Raw genomic sequence first — 20,116 nt, forward strand, 5'->3', positions numbered from 1 at the left:
ACGATTCCCCTCGATTTCCATGACAATTTGATGGATCTCAGTTCTTAGCCTCGGCTGGCTCGAGCTCTTACGCTTTATCTAGAAGCTCGGTGCGGTACTTCGGGGCAAGCGCCTTTGCCCGCTCCATAAATTCAATCCTCTGCTGCTCATCCAGTTCTGGTGGAGGCGTTGTACGAGTCGCCACGGGAACGCCGACTTCGAGGAAGAACTCGTCGTTCCCAGAGGGAGAGCAGATGCAGATCATCCGGGCGGGCTTGGAAGATGCATTATGAAACTGGTGCGGGGCGTTGGACGGAACATTGATCGTGTCCCCTGCCCGCACGGTGGACCTGTCGCCGCGGAAGGTCACTTCCATCTCGCCGTCGAGGAGGATAAAGGTCTCCTCGAACTCGTGACGATGCGGGGGCGGGCCACCGCCGGGCGGTACGTGCATATCGATCACGCAGAATCGATTGCCGGTGTCCTTTCCAGCGACGGTAATGGTATACGTATCTCCGACCAGACCAACGTGTTGGGCGGTTTCACTGTCTGCGTGGGCGAACCCCAACACGCGATTGAGATCGTCGGGAGGTAGAAGTGGATTTCCAGATATCTTTTCAACCATGTGAGTTCTCCTTGGGTTTGCAACAAATCTTACTGATGGCTCTATGAACTTATTGGTTGGACACGCTCAGGAAGCTCCAAGCGTGAAGACAATTTTGCCCACGGCAAGTCCAGACAGACGCTATAGCCGTAAGCGCGGCAGATTTTGTAAGGGCTATCTTTGAGCCCCAAACGCTCGTTCGTCACGTCGTTCAATCATCACTGTCACTACCCCTGCCGCGAGGCACAGTGTCATCACAACGGCGCTTGCAATTGGCAGGCGCATATAGCCGTACCCGGCGGCCAACACGAGTCCACCAAGGCTCGCCCCGAGAGCATTCCCAAGATTGAAAGCGCCCTGATTGAGCGTCGCTGCCAGATTCGGCGCACCCTTCGCCTGCTCCACGATCCGCGACTGCAGCGGAGCGATTGCGCCGAAGTGCACCATGCCCCAGACAAACACCAGCACCACCGCCGACACTACATGCGGCATGGCTATCGGCATCGCAAGATGAATGGCAATCAACGCAGCCAGCCCACCCAGTACCAGCGGCATTGGCTTCCAATCGCCGAGCCGTCCTCCCAGTAAGTTGCCTACGGTGATGCTTATGCCAAAGAGCACCAGTACCCACGTGACCGCGTGCGGGGTGAGGTGTGTTACGGCCTCGAGCATCGGTGCGATGTAGGTAAAGGTGCAGAACAGCGCGACCGAAGATACCGTGCTGAGCGTGAGCACCAGCTGCACCTGCGGCCGCACCACCGCACGAAACTCGTGCTTCAATACGATGGATTCCGCTTGCTGTTCGGGCACCATGCGATACAGTGCCGCCATCGCCACCAATCCCACCGGGATCAGCGCGAAGAAGGCCGCGCGCCAACCAAAGGCCTGCCCTAGCGCCGTTCCCGCTGGGACACCGAGCACGTTCGCAATGGTCAGGCCGCTGAACATCAGCGTTACAGCCTGTGTTCGCTGCTCGTACGGTACAAGCCTGGTCGCCACAATGCTTCCGATCCCAAAGAAAGCGCCATGACAGAGGGCCGTCAACACTCGCGCGCACAGCAGCAACTCATAGTTCGGCGCGAGCGCGCATAGCAGGTTTCCAGCCACAAAGATTCCCATCAGAATCAGCATGGCGCGCTTGCGCTCTGTCCGAGCCAGCAACAGAGCCACCAGCGGCGAACCGAACGTCACGCTCAGCGCATACGCCGATACAAGCACGCCGGCCTTCGGGATGCTGACGTGCAGGCTGTGTGACAGGTCCGGCAGCAGACCCATGATGATGAACTCGGAAGTCCCAATTCCGAAGGCAGCTACCGCGAGTGCAAGAAGCGATTTGCGCATCTTTTCATCATCTCAAAAACGCCGCACAATCGCGTCAACAGGCATCGGCATTCGACTGCTGAACTTTATTCATCACAATCAAAAGTTCGGGTCAAAGTTGAAGTAGAGGGGATTCGACAGCCCGACCATGTTGCCGTTCAGCGCGGTCGACCCGGGAACCTGCGGATAGGCTGTCGGCGGCCCTTCCACCTCGACGCGATAGTACGTTCGACCAAGTGCCTGTGGGGTATCGGTAAACTCAGCTATCGTTGTCTTGCCACCGGTGGCCTGCAGGGTCTTGAACGGGTTGCCGTCCTTCACCACATGCAGGGTATATTGGGCTCCTTGAACAGTATTCCCTGTCAACTGAATGCGGAAGGTGGCCGCCTTCCCCGTTGCCTTGGCGTTGTCGCCCATCATCATGTCCATCTTGCCGTCCTGATCGAGGTCGGCATAGAACTCGACGCGCGGAGCATAGGGGTTCGCGCTGACCGCCACTCGTCCGTTCGTCAGGGCGTCCACGACTGCCTGCAAGGTTCGTTCCTTGGCGTACACCCAGGTGGTCGGCGTTCCCACATAGTTAGCCTGTCGCTGATAGGTGTTCTTGGTCGCCTGCTCGGGTGTATCCGGGGTACCGTGGTGCGAGTCACTCCCACCTCTGCCGGTCAGCTTGCGTCCCGATGAGAGCATGTCGTCCCAGATCATGATCGCGTTGGCGTTCTTCGACCACACCGCAGAGTTCCAGACCTCAATCGAGTCCACCATATCGTAGGAGAAGCCGAAGTGATCCTTGCCGCTCGGATGGTTAGCCGACAGATGAATCCCGAGTTCCTTCTTCACCGCCCCGATCACAATATCGCGCTGATCGCGGACGTCGTATAGCCGCTGATGATCGTAGGGCCGGGCCGAAAAGGCATTGCCGTGGCCGCGCGTCGTCGTCCACTCGGCGCCATACAGCAACAGCACGGAGTTCGACTTGAACTCCGGATCGGTCCAGGTGTTGTGCGCGACATCACCCTGAACATGGTTGTCATGATCCGTGATGGCGAGATAGTCCATGCCAACCGACTCGGCGAAGCCGATGATCTTGGCCTCGGAGTTGTTGCTGGAGTCTTTGCTGTGCCGGGAGTGCAGGTGAAGGTCGCCCTTGAGCCACACGCCGTCGCTGAGACTGGCGATCGGAGGCAGCGGAGCGACATTGACCGGTGACCACGGGTTGACATGTTCGGTCTGAGCCAGAGCGGCGGCGCTGAGGCTGGCCGTCAGGACCATCTTTCGAAGAAAGAGGGTGAAACGCATCCTTGATTCCTTTCAAGTCGTGCAGGGTTGAGCCTCACTCGTCGCGATCCTCAGGAAAAGAGGAGGATCGCGACGAGTGAAGAATGCCCGGCGCTAGTCGTTGTCTTTCGTGATCATGTCGCCTGCATCGATGAGCGGACGGAAGCGATGTACCGGCGGCGGCATGGGCGAATCCGCACCCTTGATGCTCTTCCAGATGACCTCGTTGAGAGCATGCATCGGCGCGCGGTCCACGTCGGAGAAGTCCATCTTTTTGCTCTCCTCCGATCCATAGTCTCCCTTCTTGTTCTTGGCGTTCACGTCGATCTTCGGCGGTATCGCATCGAAGGCCATCGTCTGCGCCTCGGTTCCGAAGGAGGCGTACATCGGCATCGCGGCCGCATCGTATTGGCTCATCGGCGGCATACCGAGCAGCAGTTCAATCGACCGCACCATCGAGCTTGTCGAGTACAAAGTGCTATCGACAACACCACGCTTTACATAGGGACTCAGCACCAGGCCTACGGTGCGGCGCGCGTCCACATGGTCAGGACCATCCTGTCCGTCGTCCTCGATGATGAAGATCGCCGTGCTCGGCCAGTAGCGGCTGTGGCTCACCGCATCGACCAACTGGCCGATGGCGTAATCGTTGTTCGCCACCATGGCCTGTGGGGTAAACGCGCCCGGCGCCGTCCCCTTGGTATGGTCTTCGGGCAGGCTCATGATGACGAAGTTCGGCAGCCGCAGGTTGGCATTCGGGCTGTCGAAGTGGCTCTCGTACTCGTGGAACTCTTTTAGAAAGACCCCAACGTTCGCCGTGTCACGCTGCCTGCCTCCGAGATAGTTGGCTGCGACGTGACCGGCCAGGCCACCCGATCCAGGCGCTGCATCCATGCCTTCACCAGTGCTGGCGCGGATAGCATACTCGCCGTAGGACCGGTACGTGAGTCCCTTACGTGCGGCCAGATCCCAGAGGTGACCGGCCGAAGGCACATAGGCCCGGCTGCGTTCCGCATCGCTGCGGCCCGCATACGTAGGCGGCCAGTAGCGTTCATTGAAGTCGGTCGCGTAGGCCGAGTCCGACCACGAGTGTCCGTCCACGCTCACTTCGCCATCGCAATACAGGTTATCGAGCGTTACATATTGACGGGCCAGCGCGTGCTGGTTGGGTGTCACCTGTTCGCCGAAGATGGTCAGCCGAGGATCGCCGTTGGCCCCCTTGATATCGCCGAAGACCTGGTCGTAGGTACGGTTCTCCTTGATGATGTAGATCACATGCTGAATCGGGGTCGCGACTCCGACCTCGCGAGGCAGGATCGTGGGCTCCCTGGGCGGCCGTGCCTCTGACAGCAGAGAATCGTTGTAAGGTGTGTTCTCGATCACCTCATGGGTCCATTTCGGCAGATTCTGCCGAAGATTGGCTACCGGCAGCACCTCGATGCTGCTCTTCTGCAGCGTCTTGACCGTTTCATCGCCATTCCACTTCGAGGCCAGCGGGCTGCCCACGCTCTTGAGGTCCGGGTGACCCTCTTCGCCTTTGGCGTTGCCGATGAAGAGTGTATTGTTGTTCTCCGCCAGCGCCAGAGCCGATGGATACCAACCGGTCGGAATAAATCCAATAACGGCGCTATGCTCGCGTACGGCAATCCTAATCACCGTAATCGAGTTGTTATCTGCATTGGCAACATAGAGCAGCTTGCGCTGGTTGTCGATCTCGATCGCATCGGGCGTCGAGCCTTCGGGCGCGAACGGAGTCAGCGTCGTCGAGAGCCTCTCGACCACTTCCAGCTTGTTCGTATCGATGACATGGATCGTGTTGTCGTTCGAGCAGGCGACAAAGAGCCTTCCATCCGCGGACAACTTCATGTCGTTCGGATTCATGCCCACATGCAGCGTGCGAATCACGCGGTTGGTCTCCGTATCGATGACGCTTACACTCTCACTCGACCAGTTCGAGACAAACAACCTGCGCCCATCTCTGCTCAACACGGTGGCATAAGGATTGATCTCAACGGGAATGCGGGTGACGATCTTTCGTGTCTTCGCATCGAAGACGACCACGTTGCTGGGACCGAGTCCGGTTCCACGATTGGCGGCATAGATCAGGTGCTTGCCCGGCAGATAGACCACGCCGGCCCACCATACATCCTTGGCATCAATCGTCTCGACCAGGCTGTTGGTGGGAGTATCGCTCAAACGTCCATTTTTATAGGTGAATTCATAGATCGGAGCCATGGTGCGGGCGATGTTCTTCGCGCCGGTCGCATTGCCGCCTGAGACATACAACGTGTGACCGTCGGGAGACCAGGCAAGTCCCAGCCACGTTGTCTTCAGCGGAATCTCCTGCACCAACTTCCGCGTCTTCACGTCGATCACGTCGATGCCGTGCGGAAGATAACCGGAGTGGCTCGCCACCATGATCTTTCCATCGGGAGAGGTCACGGTGTTCAGCACCAGGTCTTCGATCGTGGCGATGGACTTTCCGGCCGGGGTGATGCGCCATCCATTGGGCAGGTTGAATCCGCCGGGGATGTACTGGGGAGTTTGTCGTGTCGCGTCGCCGATGCTGCGCGTGCCGGGAGCGGGAGCAGTCTGGCTCATACCCACGAGGGAAAAGCTTGCAGACAACAGGACAAGGGAGAGGCGAGTAATCCTAAGCATAGGGAGGAACCGTTCCGTATCGGAATGAGGGTTTGGTTGTCCGTCTGCCAGGGCTCATAGGCAAACCCTGGCAGACGGTACTGGTAGAGAGCAGCTCGGTTAGAAGCTGAACTTCGCGGCGAACTCTACGGTGCGGCTTTCGTTGACCACCGACGAGATCACGCCGAAGGAAGAAGGAGTCGTGAGGGAGGAGCTGGGTACGCTGAAGTTAGGATGGTTAGCGACATTGAAGACCTCGGCGCGAAGCTGCAGTTTGTAGCGTCCGGCGAGCACGGTGTTCTTTTCAAGGTTCATATCCCAGTTCTGGTAGTGCGGCCCCCACAGCATGTCATAGCCGGAGTTGCCGAACGTATACGCCGGAGGAGGACCAAAGGCCGGGTTGAGCTTCTCCTCTCCAGCCACGGTGGGCATGCCTGGGATCGCATTGTTGAACCACTGCTGAAGGGTCTTGACCTTGGGATAGAGCGGCGCGCCGAGAATGCGGTTGGCTCTGCCGCTGGCTCCGTAGATCTGACTTCCGGGAGCGGTATAGCTAACCGAGAACGGCTGCCCGGTCTGAAACGACGTGACGCCGCCCAGTTGCCAGCCGCCAAGGATCCGGTCGGTGAAATTGCCTGCGTTGCCGAACAGCATCTTGCCCTTGCCGAACGGAAGTCCGTACTGGTAGCTCACCTCGAGCGTCTGCGGGGTGATGCTGGAGATATTGCCGTAGGAGTCTCCGATGTTGGTCGGGTTCTGGTGATTCTCCACTCCCAGCACCCTGATCCATTGGTACTCGGCATTGATCAGGAGGCCATGGCTGAAAGCCTTGTGTACGCCCACTTGCAGGGAGTTGCCGGTCGTGTGATACAGCGGATCGAAGGCCTCGGTGATGGTCGAGAACTGCTGGAAAGGACGCTGCGACTGTTCGGTGTAGGGACCTGGAGGAGCATAGTTGATGTCCGGCTCGGTATTGCCCGGGCCGCCATGGTTATTCTGGTGGATCGTGCGTTGGCCGACGTAGCCGATGCGCAGATCGATCGCTCCGGGCAGTTGATGCTCCAGGGCCAGGTTGTACTGCTCGGTGTACGGTGCGATGGTTTTGTGCTGCGCGATCACCGACGGATCGGCGCCTACCGTAGCGCTGCCGGCGAACGGCGCATTCATGGTGATCGTGGGTGTGGTGGGGGTGTTGGTGTAGTTGACGCTGGTGATGAAGGGCAGGCTGCTGAATCCTCCGCCCACGTAGGACGAGGGCAGCAGGTTGTAGTACTGACCCACGGCACCACGGATCACGGTCTTCGGACGAATCTCGTACGCGAAGCCGAAGCGCGGCGCGATGTTGGTCTTCGCCTGGCCGAGATAGGCATACATGCTGCTCGGTAGACCGACTGTCGGCGCCAGGACCGAGTACTTGGTATACAGCGGATTGGTGATCGCCGGGTAGGAGTTCGCGAAGACCACGACCTTGCCCACACTCGGAACGAACAGCGACTCGGTTCCATAGGGGTTGTCGTACAGGTGCTGCAGATCGTAGCGAATACCGTAGTTGAGGGTCAGGTTGTGCAGGACCTTCCAGTCATCCTGAATGTACATGCCGTACTGAGCGGAGTTCCAGCGAACGACGAAATCCTGCGGGTTCGAGGTACCGGTCGAGTTCGGGTAGCCCAACAGGAAGTCGGCATAGGCATTTCCTGTGTAATTTCCGTTGAAAGAAAAGGACCCGTGTCCGGAGGAGTCCTGCCACGACGTGTTGTAGAGATAAGAGAAGCCCGCTTTGACGGTATGCTGGGGAAAGACCTTGGTAAGCGCCGTGTTGCCCTGGTAGGTCTGCTCGAAGTTCTTCGAGCTCCCTTCAGTGATGCCGGTGATGTTGGTGATGGAGATCGTCGGTGCGGCTGGGAGCAGAATCGGGCCCAGGCCGGGAATGATCGACGAGAAGTCGGTCTTGTAGTTCTGCCCAATGCGGAAGAGCGGCATGTGCATGTAAGAGACATAGCTATCGAGCAGCAGCGTGGGGGAGAAGCTGTGGCTCCAGCCCACGACAAAGATATCGTTGTGTTCGCCATCCTGTGCCACGCCGCCGGCCAGGCTCGAAGTCCCGACATCGGCGAAGGGTCCATAGAAGGCACGCAGCCAGGTGCCGCGAAGCTGGTCATGATCGCTGATCTTATGATCGAAGCGCAGGTTCAAGCGCGAGACCTCGGTCGTATGCGGAATCAACTCCTGCGTGTTGACTCCGGTCGTCTGCGTTGTCGACTGTGGAATGAGTATGCTCTGCAACTGAAGATCAACCGGGTTCAATGGCACGTTGATGATGTTGCCGGGAAAGGGCTGATGGGTCAGCGGGTTCATGAGGATGACGGTCGGGGTGCAACTGCCTCCGGGGAGGAAGCAACTGAAGTCGCCCTTGCGCTCGGCCGCAGTCGGCTGGGTGCTGCTCACCGAAGCGGACTGCGTGAGGTGGAAGCCCTCATAGCTGGCGAAGAAGAAGCTCCGGTTCCTGCCATCGTAAAGATGCGGAATGTAGATGGGCCCGCTCAGGTTCCCGCCGTACTCATTGCGCTGATAGGGAGCACGCACGGGAGCTGCGTCACGGGGGCCGTTGAACCATGCCTTGGCCGCGGTGCCGCGGCTGCGATTGAACTCAAAGCCTTCCCCATGCAGCTGGTTGCCGCCGCTCGCGCTGACGACCACGATCTGATTGGGTTGATTGAACTCCGCCGGAGCGCCCTGGTCGATCACCTTGAACTGGGAGATCGCATCCAGTGAGGGCACTTCGCCCTGCGCGCGCTGCAGCTCAATCTCCATATTCGTAACGCCGTCGAAGGTATTGCCCGCGTCGCCATAAGAGTTGCGCTGGTTGGTACCGAAGGCCAGCGTGACTCCGCGTACCGGCACCTGGTCCTGCGCGGCGACATCCTGCACACCCGGCGTCAGATTGATCAGACCCAGGATGCTGACATGGCCGTTCAACGGCGTGTTCTGGATCGTCGCGCTGTCGATCACCAGGCCCACCGAGGAGGTCTCCGTCTGGATGACCGGCGAATCGCTCGTGACCTCGACCGTCTGTTGATCCGAGCCAACCTCCAGCCGCGCATCGATCTGTGCCACCTGATCGATCGCCAGCGTGATGTCGCTCTGTTGAAAGACGCTGAAACCACCCTTGTCCACCCGGACGCTGTATTTGCCGGGTGCCAACTGGGTGACTCCGTACGATCCCACGTGCGAGGTCGTGACGATGCGGCTTTCATTGGTATCGATCTGCCGCACGGTCACCGTTGCACCTTCGATCGCAGCGCCGCTGGTATCCGTCACAATTCCGTTGATCGACCCGGTGATGCCCTGAGCTACGAGATCGTGCGGCGCTGCAAGGGTAAGCAGTAAGACCATGCTGCCCACCAGCATCGCAAGCCAATTGACTCTCTGGGAGCTTGCGATGCACTTCGGCTTCTTAAAGAATGTCCTTTTCATAACTCTCCTCATTACGCCTCTTCGGAATGCATCCCGCGAGCGTGTTGCAAAGGCTGTCCCGATAGCCCTGAGTATTGGCGAGCTTCTTCATGCGCGATAGGGGTTTTCCTTGTGCTCATTCGCTTTGAACCCGTCCCCGCCGATATCTGTTTGCGAATCAGGCGGATCGACAGGTGCATGATCGCCCGCGAACCCGGTGTACGATCGCCGCCATACCCGCGCATTTACAGACCATTCATCCTGGCCGCCTAAGATTCGATCCAACGAAGGAGAATTCAACAGGCATCTTGCAGATCCTCGAGCCAACGTCTAAGACCGCAGTGGGGTTGCCCCATCGATTGCCGGACGCGGCCGATCGGGGACCGCATCTCTCTGCGGATGACCAACGCTGGCAGCTCGCGCTGCGCATCGCCGTGAGCCGCTCGCTGGGCCGCTCGCAACTGCTTTCGGACTTTCTTCTCTATATCGTCGAACGCAGCATCCAGGGCCGTCGCGGTGAGATCACCGAACAGCAGATTGGCGTCGCGGTCTTTGGCCGGGCCGAAGACTACAACTCGAACGACGACAATATTGTTCGCAGCTATGCGCGCAAGCTGCGCAAACGCATCGACGATTACTACGCGAGTGAAGGCAGAGAGGAGACGCTACGGCTGGAGATTCCACGCGGTGGATACACACCCATCTTCGTCGAGCACGTCTCTCCATCGGAGATTACCCCCGAGCCTTCTCTCGCCCTCGAACCTCTGGAAGAGGAAGCAGCCGATGAGTTAAGGCAGGAACCCCGGTTCGCACGGCCTGCCGAGGTCGTACCTGCCCCCGCGCTTCATCCCAAGCGTTCGTTCACGCCAGGCATGTTCTTTGCGCTTCTTCTGGGGATACTCCTCGGCGTCGGCGCAATGCTACTGAAACAATCCCACCTCTTCGTCTCCCGCGCCGAAGCCACATCGCACACTTTATGGGCGGAGCTATTCAACGGCGATCACGATACGTTCATCGTTCCCTCTGACGCCGGTCTGGTCATCATGCAGCGGCTCGTCGATCGACCCGTCCCTCTGGCCAACTACGTCAACGGAACCTATCGCACCCGGCTCAAGGCCGACGATCTGCCCAACGCCGACGAGATCCTCAAACTCGGCAGCCGGCGTTATACCAACGTTGTCGATCTGGACCTGACCGCTCATCTGGCGCAACTGCGCGAGGTCGTGCCCGAGCGAATGTTGCTCCGATATGCTCGCGATCTGCGCATGGACGACCTGCGCACCGGCAACGCAATCCTGATCGGCTCCGATGAATCCGATCCGTGGATTCAGCTCTTCAGTCCGCAGCTCCAGCTCTCCTTTGAATATGAGCCGAACTCCGACCGGCCCTCGGGCTTTGTCAATTCTTCTCCGCGTCCCGGCGAGCGAGCGCTCTACACCACCAACGGACAGGAAGACCGCACCTTCGGCATCATCGCCTACAGGCCCAACCTCACCGGCACTGGCCATGTGTTGATCGTCGCGGGTCTGAATACAGCGGGCACGCAGGCCGCAGCCGCTTTCCTGCTCGATCCCTCGACGATGATGCCGACTCTCCAGCGGGCGAAACTGGCCGACGGCACGCTTCAGCCCTTCGAACTGCTGGTCAGTGCCGGCAATGTCGCGACCAACGCCTCCACACCCCACCTGGTGCTCGAGCGCATCGGTCTGCCTGCTGCGCATTGAAATAGCCAGTCAGGATCGATGTGCGAATGCGGCAGACGGACCAGCGGTTGGATCGGCCTCATCCCCGAGGTCCATGGCTGCGATGAGACCGTTCTTCACGGTGAACACATGAAGAACCTCGCTGTCGGAAAGAACTTCCCCTTGAAGGCTCTTGACGAGTTGATGCACCCTGACTCGGGTCTTGCCTCCGTCTTCCTCGGTCATTGCAAGCGGTTCGACATGGGGATCGAACTCACTCCATTGTCGAGTCCAGTAGCCGCGGATCTCTTCTTTTCCGACAACCTTGCCGCCCTCCGAAGCCTTAGGCCAGCTCACGTCTTGCGTCATCAGTGCTAATGCACCGTCGATGTCCCGCTTGTTGAATGCGGTGTACGCCTGCTCAATAAGGAGCTTAGTGTCTGCCATTCATCCTCCGATAACGATTGCCATGCATTCGATGATTGTCCTTCAATGCGGTAAGGCTACGTTACTTCTACGGAGACAGGTGACGATCTTGCCAACAGATCCGTTCCGGGAAGCCGATTATAGGGGCCAGGTAGTGGCTGACGAATCGACGACTACGCTTTGTCTTTGCTTCTGAGATAGGCCCGGGCTTTAGCCCGGGCATTACGGGAGCAACATAAAGTGGGCTTCAGCCCCTGGGACAGGCCTTCCTATCTCTTGGCCTCTCTGCCTGCGGAGAGGAGAGCCTATCCCAGGGGCTGAAGCCCACTTTATTGACCGTCTTGAATGTCCGGGCTGAAGCCCGGACCTATCTCAGAAGCAAAGACAAAGACAAAAACACTATCGCTGTGGGTCCTTGAAGATCTTTAGTATTCGAGCTTCAGAGAAAACTGAATCTGACGGGAGTTGCCATTCGTTCGATTGATCTGGCCAAAGCCCGCCCCAAGGATTGTGTTCGACGGAAGCCCCATGTTCACGATGTTGAACAGATTGAAAAACTCAGCCTTGAACTGCAAGTTGGTGAGTTCAGCTCCAGATCGTCTTCTTCCGATCGGGGTGTCTTTGACCAAAGAAAAGTCATAATCGTAATAGGCTGGCCCTCGGAAAGTATTCCGTCCGAGAGTTCCAAAGCTCCCATGATTAGGCCCCGTTCCTCCCGGAACGTTAATTGGTATTGAGAAAAAAGAAGCATTATCGCTTCCACGCCCGAAGTAGTCCTCTCTCTTGGACCTCGCAGTGGATAACGATGGCTTTGCGATCTGATCGGGCCTGTCCGTATTGGCCGACCCTGCACCCGTTTGCTGAATTCCCGAATAAACGGTAAAAGGTGTACCGCCAGACAGCGATGAAATACTGATCAACTGCCAGCCGTGAGTAAGTTTACGGCTCACGTGATTCAATGGGTGGATCGCATCAACCGGAAGAGACTGCGTGAGACTCAGTGAGAATGAATTCGTTGTGTCGAATACGGACGGACCGCGTTCCGGGTGAGTATCGAAAGGATTTTGAGGCGCTGCCTGCGCTATGGCTCCCACGGTGCTGGTGGCTGAGGTCCCGCCAACACTGCTGGTATCGTCGATCGACTTCGACCAGGTGTAGTTCGCCTGGAAGGCAGGTCCACCATGCGGAGTTCGCCCCTGCCCTGAGACCTGTAGAGCGTTGTACGAGGAGTGCGAAGTCGCCGTCATCTCGCCTTCGGTTCCGAACCCGCCTACAGCCTGGCCGACGGCATTGAAGTTCGTATAAGGTGCAAATTGCGCTGTCGCGCCAGGATAGGCGTTGGGAAATGCGACGCGCGGAAGCCTATAAGCGGTTGTGCCTATATAAGTGGCAGAGAGCGTCACTTGTCCCAGGGACTGTTCCAGGCCAAGGGACCACGTGCCGAGCCCCGCGTTCCCAAAGTTCCTGCTGATTCCCCCTACATTGAGCGGAGTTGTTTCTCCGTCGGAAGCATCTGCAATTCCCTGCTCCAGACGATCGATATCAACTTCCGTGTTGGCGGGGACATCGTTGGGCCGTCGATTGGCAAAGATGTCGGTACCGTCGGGGGTATAGACGCGGGGTAACTGCGCCGGAGTGAACTGAAATCCGTAGGGGACAAATGCCGTCGGTCCAGCCGTCACTCGGGGGTAGAACACGAACGGCAGATTGCCCGTGATCATGTTGTCTTGCCAAAGATTGGGGGGAATCGTGGTCAAAGCTGCACCGGCATGGAGTATCAGGGCCGGGCTCAAGCGGTAGTCAGCTTGCAGACGAGGCGCCCAATTGTTCATTCGAGTACGGTACCTGGGTTCAGGATTAATCAAGAAAACCTGGCCTCCGCCAGGAGATGGGTAAAATCCGGAAGTGCGGTGAGCCCGATCCGATATCGGCGTGTAGAGCTCGAAGCGCAGTCCATAGCCGATCGTAAGGCGGCTTGTAGCTTTCCAGGTATCTTCCACGTAGGCGGCGATTGCCGTTCTGTTTACCCCAGTGGCACCTATATTTTGGCCATTTGAGAAATAAGCAGGCGCAACAGCTCGTGTGTACGCGAACGCGCTTCCGGTAAGGAACGCTGACAGGGTATCAGGCAAAGGATCTCCAATATTGATCGTGTGAGAACCGCTTGCCGATGTGATTTTAACTGCGGAGTAGGCTGTTCCTCCGCCAAAGTCATATTCCCCGTTTGGGCTGGTTCCGAAGTAGCCGGAGTCACGGTTCAGTCGAATCTCCGCACCAAGCTTGACCGTATGGGCGTTGCGCGAGAACGTTACATTCTCGCGAGCCTGGAATAAGTTTCCGTAGTCTCTGGAGACAGAACCGCCTGGGGCATTGAACGGCTCGAAGAGAGCGTCGTTGAATTTGACGGCCGGGTCAGTGGTATTGGGGGTTGGAAAAGAGGGGGTCGTTCGAATGGCACTCAGCGCCGACTCGAACATGAGAGTCGGCGATGCAGTGTGTATCCATGTCAGCACGCCATTGCGCTGGTGATCGACATATTCCACGCCGAAGCTCGGATCTATCACCGTTTGATCCGGATTCGTCGTTGGGCCGCTGAGATTGTCGAGAGAGAATCGCGCCATCCAGTGGTCCCTGGCGCCGCTTTGAAAATCAAGCCTGCCGGAAAACTGATCTGCGTCCGTGTTCACTTTGGATGAAGTTGCGTATGTGTTCGCTCCAAAGGTTCCGGCTGAATAGTCAGGCAGCGGGTATCGCGCCAGTATCTGGCTGATCGAGGAGTTCACCGGAACAAAGAGCGTGTCCCCTGGGAATGCCGTCGTATCCATGCCCGATCGCTGTTCTGCGGTTGGAACAGAAAGAACCTGGGTCGTTCCCAGGACCTGGCGGAAGCCCTGGTACTCGATGAAGTAAAAGATCTGCTTACTGTTGCCGAGCCAACGAGAGATCGGAACAGGGCCGCCATTCGTAAATCCAAACTCATTTCTTCTGAAAGGTGGAATGCGTCCCGGACTTACCGGGGAAGGATGATCGAAGTAGTTGCGGGCATCGAGCGCGGAGTTTCTCAGAAACTCGAAGAACGATCCATGCAGGTCGCTTGTTCCGGATCGAGTCAAAATATCGGTATAGCCAGAGGCGCCACGACCTATGTCGGCCGGCATCACCCCGGACGACGATTTCAGGTCAAGTATCGCGTCAACGTTGAAATTAGTGAACGTCCCGCCACCCATCTCCGGGTCACTGATGTCCGCTCCATCGAGAGAGAAAGTTGCCTCCACACCGCGCTGGCCGTTGATCGCGAACTGCTGGGTGAAGTTTGAGGCTCCATTGGTGTCGCTGGACGTTCCCGCAGCGAGTAGCAGAATTTGGCTGAAGTCTCTTTTATTGAGCGGGATTTCGCTCACTCCCTTATTCGTGAGTTGATCGGTGTCAACGACTCTTCCGATCTCCGTGTTGACCATCTCCACCGAGCCGTCGCGGCCCAGCTTGAGCGTTACGCCTACAGCCGCTGAGGGGATAGAGACCTGGGTCGCGCTGCGGTAGAAGTTCCCCGCGGAACGAACAGTCACGGAGTAGAGGCCGGCATTCAGGCTTTGGAACGAAAAAGCCCCTTCTGTATTTACAGCTGCGGAATAGTGATTCGTGCCCGAGTCGAGCAACACCGTTCCCTCGCGTGCAGGCAGGAACCGGTCCGTGCGAAGCACACCATTCCAATTTGAGGTTGGCGCCTGCGCCCAAACAGCAAACGAGTGCGCGTTATTAAAAGGAAAAAGCATTCTCAAAACGACATAAAGCGAGATAAGAATGCCGATCCTGTATGAGTTGCTGTTGGCTGACATGGGGAATCTCATGACGACTTTCGTTCCGCGGAATCAGAAAGGATGACTCTATTCACTACGGCACAACGTCATAAGAGCTATCGGGTAGGAACCAATTCCCTGCTGGATAGGTACCTCTTTTTGAAGGACTTACCGCAGGTAGCCAGGGGATCAAAAGGAATGTATGATACCCCCAAATCCTGGTTGTCAATATGGAATAATGAGGGGTTGCTGTTGGGTCCCGGCTCTATGCCGTCGTCGGTAGGTACTGCGTCCCTGCTTTTGCGTGGCAACGCGTCGAGGTGGACGCAGCGCCCGTCTCCAAACCCGAAAAGCAGGAAGAGAATCAGCAGAACTCACGATGCCATTGTTGCCACAATCCGAAAAAGAGGCTGGACAGAGTCTCGCGCCAGATGCCAGTGCTGTCCGCGAACAGCTTAAACGGCTCCTTGCACACCCGCTATTCGCAAACAGCAAGCGCTACCCCGTGTTTCTGGCTTACACGGTCGAGCAAACGCTGCGAGGCAATGCAGGCGATTTAAAGGAACGGACGATAGGGGTGGAGGCCTTTGGACGTGAGCCAAACTACGATGTAAACCTTGATCCAGTCGTCCGTACGACAGCGGCCGAAGTCCGGAAGAGGTTGATCCAGTACTACTACAATACGGATCATGCCGGAGAGCTGATCGTCGAACTTTCGGCAGGCTCCTACGTTCCCTCATTCCGGGATCCAACGGTCTCCGTGAACCTCGAATCCGGATCGCTGGTCTCGCAGAGAAACGGGGCGACCCCTCAGGGCTCTCCCGCAACCGAGTCTAAATCTGCCGAGGCAGCTCTACCTCCTCCCGTGCTGACCAGGCATCGATGGATATCTACCGCAACATTATTACTGTTGGCCCTTCTCGCAGGATTCGGAATGGGCCGTATCCAAATCCCTCGGAAGCTGTCGAACCTGGAACGTTTTTGGGAACCGATAACAGCGGCTTCAAGCAAGGTCACATACTGCCTGGGACAACCGATCGATGCGGTCGATCGAGAGCGCACAACGCCAAACGGGATGCCCCTCTATGGCCGGCTCGATGTCTCGGACGTGATCACGTTGGCGCGATCCATTGTTCCTCTCGTCCCCAAGGGCGGCGATTTTCGCGTTGTTTCCGATTCAGAGATCGGCTATACGCAGCTACGCGAAGGCCCCGTCGTGCTCATTGGTGCCTTCGATAACGTTTGGACCATGCGGATTACCCAGGATCTACCCTTCGGATTCGAGTACGATTCGCAGGTACGAAGGCTCGTAGACCGCAAGAGTCCCGAGAAGAGGTTTTGGACCCTCCAATGGCAGGTGCCTTACACAAAGCTGGCAAAGGACTATGCCATCATCGCCAGGATTCATGACAGAGTAACGGGCCAGCCAGTCATTATCATTGCGGGGATTCTAGGGGAAGGTACCGAAGCCGCCAGCGAGGTAGTCTTCAAGCCTGCGTATCTCGATGAGATGTTGAAGAAGGCGCCTAAGAACTGGGACCAGCTCAACCTGGAAGCGGTGATCGAAACGAATGTCATCGAAGGCCACGCAGGCCCTCCCACGGTGCTCGCTGTCGAGACCTGGCGGTAAGTCACTAGAGCAAATCTCCTGTTGCTAGGAAGTTGAACCGGGCGTGCAGTACCGTTTTTCTGGGGAAAAACGGCCATAAGTGTCGTGGCTTCGCTATACACCTACAGGAGATTTGCTTTAGTGGATAGAATCTGACGCTTGGTACTTGCGCAGAAACCTTCGACAAAACAAAGCGGCGTGCAGTTTGCTGCCTAACCTCACCTTCGCGTATTGTCGCCTCAGCTATTTTGAAGAACCTGGGCGGAGGTTTTGTACTATGGCAAAGATCGTCTATGGATTGCAACAGTCTTTGGATGGCTACGTCGACCATCTTGCAATGAGACCAGGTCCTTCGCTCTCTCGTCACTTCATAGAACATGTGCGCAACCTGACGGGCGTTGTGTACGGTCGCCACACGTACGAGATCATGCGTTATTGGGAAGAAGACGTTCCGGACTGGGACGCGGAGGACCGCGACTTCGCGGCGATGTGGCGGAACCTGCCGAAGTGGGTTGCGTCGCGCACGTTGAAGTCGGCCGGACCCAATGCCACACTTGTCGGGGATGACATCGGGGCGGCAATACGCGGGCTGAAGGAGCAGCAAGCTGGGGAGATTGACATTGCCGGACCAGACCTGGCTGGAAGCCTAACCGACCTTGGTCTTATTGATGAGTATCGGCTCTACTTGCGCCCCATCGTGCTTGGTCACGGCAAGCCATTCTTCTCCGGCCCGCGGCCGCCGCTCCGCCTTGTTGCCAGCGATCTAATTACCGAGGACGTGATTCGGTTGACATACGTTCCTGCCTAGTCGCTCAACTCGCCCGCTGGACTGTACCGCAGCGTATCTCACTGATTTTGCCGTATGATACGTACCTTGTGACGGCCCACCCCTCTAACGGTAACTTCAAGATAAATATATGGTTATGGGGATAGAGCCGTGCTCCTACCCGTTGGAGCTTTTACATCCCCTCCTTCCCATTAGATTCTGCAATCGTAGTCGCCCTTCTCGCACCGCCGCGATGTCTTCTGGCCTTGATCCTTGCCATCGCAGCATCGCCGGGGCGGCCTGGAGACACGATGCAGAAGAGCAGCTCGCAACTTCCCCTATTGATTTTTACGGCAGCCATCCTTGGAGTCGCCAGCGCGTCGGCTCAGGAAACGAAGCGGCCTTGGATGGATTCCCAACTGTCTCCAGGGGAGCGCTCAGAGCTGGTCCTGAAAGAACTGACTCTGGATGAAAAGTTGGCGCTGGTACATGGCAACGGCATGTCGGGCGAGTCGCAGTGGCGGATGCCTCTAACCCCTCTCACCAATGGCGGCGCTGGTTACACTCAAGGCGTCGAGCGCCTGGGTATTCCTCCCCTGATTATCTCGGATGCCGGCTACGGCGTGAGAGCCAGCGGCGCGAATGGAAGATACTCGACGGCGATGCCTTCCAACCTGGGTGCAGCTTCGAGCTGGGATCCAGAGTCCGCGTGCCAGTTCGGCGAAGTGCTCGGCGGCGAACTTCGGGCTCAAGGTTTCGATGTGAGCCTGGGAGGCGGCGTGAATCTCACCCGCGAACCCCGGAACGGGCGGACCTTCGAGTACGCGGGCGAAGATCCGCTTCTGGCCGGCACTGTTGTTGGCAACATGATGAAGTGCGAGCAGGAGCAACACGTCATCGGCGATATCAAGCACTACGCCGTCAACGACCAGGAGACAGGACGATTCATTGTGAATTCTGTCATCTCGAAACGCGCGATGCAGGAGTCCGATCTATTGGCCTTTCATATTGCGATCTCTATCGCCAATCCCGGCGCCGTGATGTGCTCTTATAACCGAATCAATGGCGACTTCGGTTGTGAAAATTCCTACACGCTGCAGGATGTTCTCAAGAAGGATTGGGGATTCAAGGGCTTCGTGATCTCGGATTGGGGCGGCACGCACAGTACGGAGAAGGCGTCCTCTGCCGGACTCGATCAAGAGCAGCCTATGGCCGACTACTTCGGACCGAAGTTAAAGGAGGCGGTAGAAGCAGGGAGAGTACCTCTGTCCGAGATCGATGACCATGCTCGCAGGGTCTTGTACGCGGAGTTTTTAGCTGGCATCGTCGATGATCCTCCGCATAAGAGTGTAGTCAACGTAGAAAAAGGGCTTGAGGTTGCGCAGCGTGTCGAAGAAAAGAGCATCGTTCTCCTAAAGAACAACCAGGCCGTGCTCCCCATCCTTCCGTCCAAGGTCCACAGCATTGCAATCATCGGCGGCCACGCGGATGTAGGAATGATCTCCGGTGGTGGTTCTGCACAAGTTGACCCGCCTGACGGCAATGCCATTATGCCCCCTGGTAAAGGCGAAACACATTGGCAGGACCATATCTGGTTTCCGACTTCCCCCTTACAGGCTTTGCGAGCGAAGTTGCCGAACACAAGAATTGAATTTAACCCGGGAACGGATCTGCAGTCAGCGGCAGCTTTAGCCAAGACCGCGGATGTGGCGATTGTCTTCGCCTATCAGTGGGAGTCCGAAGGGATGGACCTGCCGAACCTTTCGCTTCCGGACAGCCAGGATACGCTGATCGCGCAGATAGCGGCGGCCAATCCGCATACGATCGTTGTTCTTGAGACCGGGACTGCCGTTACGATGCCCTGGCTCGACAAGGTGGCCGGGGTTGTTGAGGTTTGGTATGCGGGCAGCGCCGGGCACAAGGCGTTAGCAAACATCCTTCTCGGGGACGTCAATCCGTCTGGCAAGCTGGCGATGACCTTCCCCAAGGGGGAGGCGGATCTTCCTCGCCCTTTAATCGCGGACCTCCCTCCGAATGACGAAGGACAAGGACATTATGCTGTGAACTCCGAAACGCGTGTCTCCAGTTATGCCGTCCACTACGACGAAGGTTCAGAGGTCGGCTACAAGTGGTACGAAGCCCAGCATAAACAACCGTTGTTTCCGTTCGGTTTTGGCCTTTCGTATACGTCCTACGCGTATTCCGGCCTAAGCGTCGATTCATCCGCGAAAACAGTCCGCTTTACAGTCAAAAATACGGGCAAAAGGACAGGGACTGAGATCGCGGAAGTCTACGCCACACTTCCCAAAGAAGCTGATGAATCGTTCAAACGCCTGGTCGGTTGGAAGCGTGTCACGCTCGCGCCTGGCGAGTCACAGGATGTCACCGTAGCCATCGATCCACAGGAACTGCAGACCTTCGACGAATCGAAGAACACATGGATGCTTACGAACGGCGAATACGGAATCCTGGTTGGACCGGCTTCAGAGAGCACCCCTTTGAAAGCGAGCCTTCAGGTTCGCTGAGGGTCTTCACCGAATACCACTTCGAGACTGGAAAGAC

At 57.4% G+C, this 20,116-nt stretch carries 11 protein-coding genes; 4 read left to right on the forward strand and 7 right to left on the reverse strand.

What is annotated here, in order from left to right; all coding sequences use genetic code 11:
* Positions 1–67: 67 nt before the first annotated feature.
* The 5 genes from HDF15_RS04295 to HDF15_RS04315 form a co-directional block, all read right to left on the reverse strand.
* Entirely contained in the window at positions 68–604 is a 537-nt protein-coding gene (locus tag HDF15_RS04295; RefSeq protein ID WP_184253093.1) for a cupin domain-containing protein, read from the reverse strand.
* 153 nt (positions 605–757) lie between these two features.
* Positions 758–1,924 carry an MFS transporter gene (locus tag HDF15_RS04300; RefSeq protein WP_184253095.1) on the reverse strand — a complete coding sequence of 389 codons (1,167 nt, stop codon included), beginning with the start codon at positions 1,922–1,924 and terminating at the stop codon, positions 758–760.
* 78 nt (positions 1,925–2,002) lie between these two features.
* Positions 2,003–3,202, reverse strand: a complete 1,200-nt coding sequence (locus tag HDF15_RS04305; protein ID WP_184253097.1) for a CehA/McbA family metallohydrolase — start codon at positions 3,200–3,202, stop codon at positions 2,003–2,005.
* Between the two features lie 93 nt (positions 3,203–3,295).
* A complete protein-coding gene (locus tag HDF15_RS04310; protein WP_184253098.1) occupies positions 3,296–5,842 on the reverse strand; it encodes a beta-propeller fold lactonase family protein in 2,547 nt (848 codons plus the stop codon).
* 99 nt (positions 5,843–5,941) lie between these two features.
* The gene (locus HDF15_RS04315) at positions 5,942–9,295 is read right to left on the reverse strand and encodes a TonB-dependent receptor (RefSeq protein WP_184253100.1); all 3,354 of its coding nucleotides are present in this window, start codon (positions 9,293–9,295) and stop codon (positions 5,942–5,944) included.
* 287 nt (positions 9,296–9,582) lie between these two features.
* On the opposite strand from HDF15_RS04315, the gene HDF15_RS04320 reads away from it, so the two are divergent.
* Positions 9,583–10,998 (forward strand): hypothetical protein, encoded by a 1,416-nt coding sequence (locus tag HDF15_RS04320; RefSeq protein WP_184253102.1) that lies wholly within the window; start codon positions 9,583–9,585, stop codon positions 10,996–10,998.
* A gap of 9 nt (positions 10,999–11,007) precedes the next feature.
* On the opposite strand, the gene HDF15_RS04325 is transcribed toward HDF15_RS04320, so the two are convergent.
* Entirely contained in the window at positions 11,008–11,403 is a 396-nt protein-coding gene (locus HDF15_RS04325; RefSeq protein ID WP_184253103.1) for a nuclear transport factor 2 family protein, read from the reverse strand.
* A gap of 404 nt (positions 11,404–11,807) precedes the next feature.
* Entirely contained in the window at positions 11,808–15,218 is a 3,411-nt protein-coding gene (locus HDF15_RS04330; RefSeq protein ID WP_184253105.1) for a TonB-dependent receptor, read from the reverse strand.
* Between the two features lie 340 nt (positions 15,219–15,558).
* Here HDF15_RS04330 and HDF15_RS04335 point away from each other — a divergent pair, with 340 nt between their 5' ends.
* The 3 genes from HDF15_RS04335 to HDF15_RS04345 all read left to right on the forward strand — a co-directional run bounded on the left by HDF15_RS04335 (position 15,559) and on the right by HDF15_RS04345 (position 20,079).
* Positions 15,559–16,809: a hypothetical protein gene (locus HDF15_RS04335; RefSeq protein WP_184253107.1), complete on the forward strand. Its 1,251-nt coding sequence runs from the start codon at positions 15,559–15,561 to the stop codon at positions 16,807–16,809.
* Between the two features lie 256 nt (positions 16,810–17,065).
* A complete protein-coding gene (locus tag HDF15_RS04340) occupies positions 17,066–17,596 on the forward strand; it encodes a dihydrofolate reductase family protein (RefSeq protein WP_184253109.1) in 531 nt (176 codons plus the stop codon).
* A gap of 269 nt (positions 17,597–17,865) precedes the next feature.
* Entirely contained in the window at positions 17,866–20,079 is a 2,214-nt protein-coding gene (locus HDF15_RS04345) for a glycoside hydrolase family 3 C-terminal domain-containing protein (protein WP_184253111.1), read from the forward strand.
* The last annotated feature ends 37 nt before the right edge of the window (positions 20,080–20,116 follow it).

Source organism: Granulicella mallensis, assembly GCF_014203225.1.
In the GTDB taxonomy this organism is placed as follows: domain Bacteria; phylum Acidobacteriota; class Terriglobia; order Terriglobales; family Acidobacteriaceae; genus Granulicella; species Granulicella mallensis_A.

What these genes read in the sequence shown, in the direction of transcription:
- HDF15_RS04295 (WP_184253093.1), bottom strand. Translation starts at nt 604, where the DNA reads ATGGTTGAAAAGATATCTGGAAATCCACTTCTACCTCCCGACGATCTC.
- HDF15_RS04300 (WP_184253095.1), bottom strand. Translation starts at nt 1,924, where the DNA reads ATGCGCAAATCGCTTCTTGCACTCGCGGTAGCTGCCTTCGGAATTGGG.
- HDF15_RS04305 (WP_184253097.1), bottom strand. Translation starts at nt 3,202, where the DNA reads ATGCGTTTCACCCTCTTTCTTCGAAAGATGGTCCTGACGGCCAGCCTC.
- HDF15_RS04310 (WP_184253098.1), bottom strand. Translation starts at nt 5,842, where the DNA reads ATGCTTAGGATTACTCGCCTCTCCCTTGTCCTGTTGTCTGCAAGCTTT.
- HDF15_RS04315 (WP_184253100.1), bottom strand. Translation starts at nt 9,295, where the DNA reads ATGAAAAGGACATTCTTTAAGAAGCCGAAGTGCATCGCAAGCTCCCAG.
- HDF15_RS04325 (WP_184253103.1), bottom strand. Translation starts at nt 11,403, where the DNA reads ATGGCAGACACTAAGCTCCTTATTGAGCAGGCGTACACCGCATTCAAC.
- HDF15_RS04330 (WP_184253105.1), bottom strand. Translation starts at nt 15,218, where the DNA reads ATGTCAGCCAACAGCAACTCATACAGGATCGGCATTCTTATCTCGCTT.
- HDF15_RS04335 (WP_184253107.1), top strand. Translation starts at nt 15,559, where the DNA reads ATGCCATTGTTGCCACAATCCGAAAAAGAGGCTGGACAGAGTCTCGCG.
- HDF15_RS04340 (WP_184253109.1), top strand. Translation starts at nt 17,066, where the DNA reads ATGGCAAAGATCGTCTATGGATTGCAACAGTCTTTGGATGGCTACGTC.
- HDF15_RS04345 (WP_184253111.1), top strand. Translation starts at nt 17,866, where the DNA reads ATGCAGAAGAGCAGCTCGCAACTTCCCCTATTGATTTTTACGGCAGCC.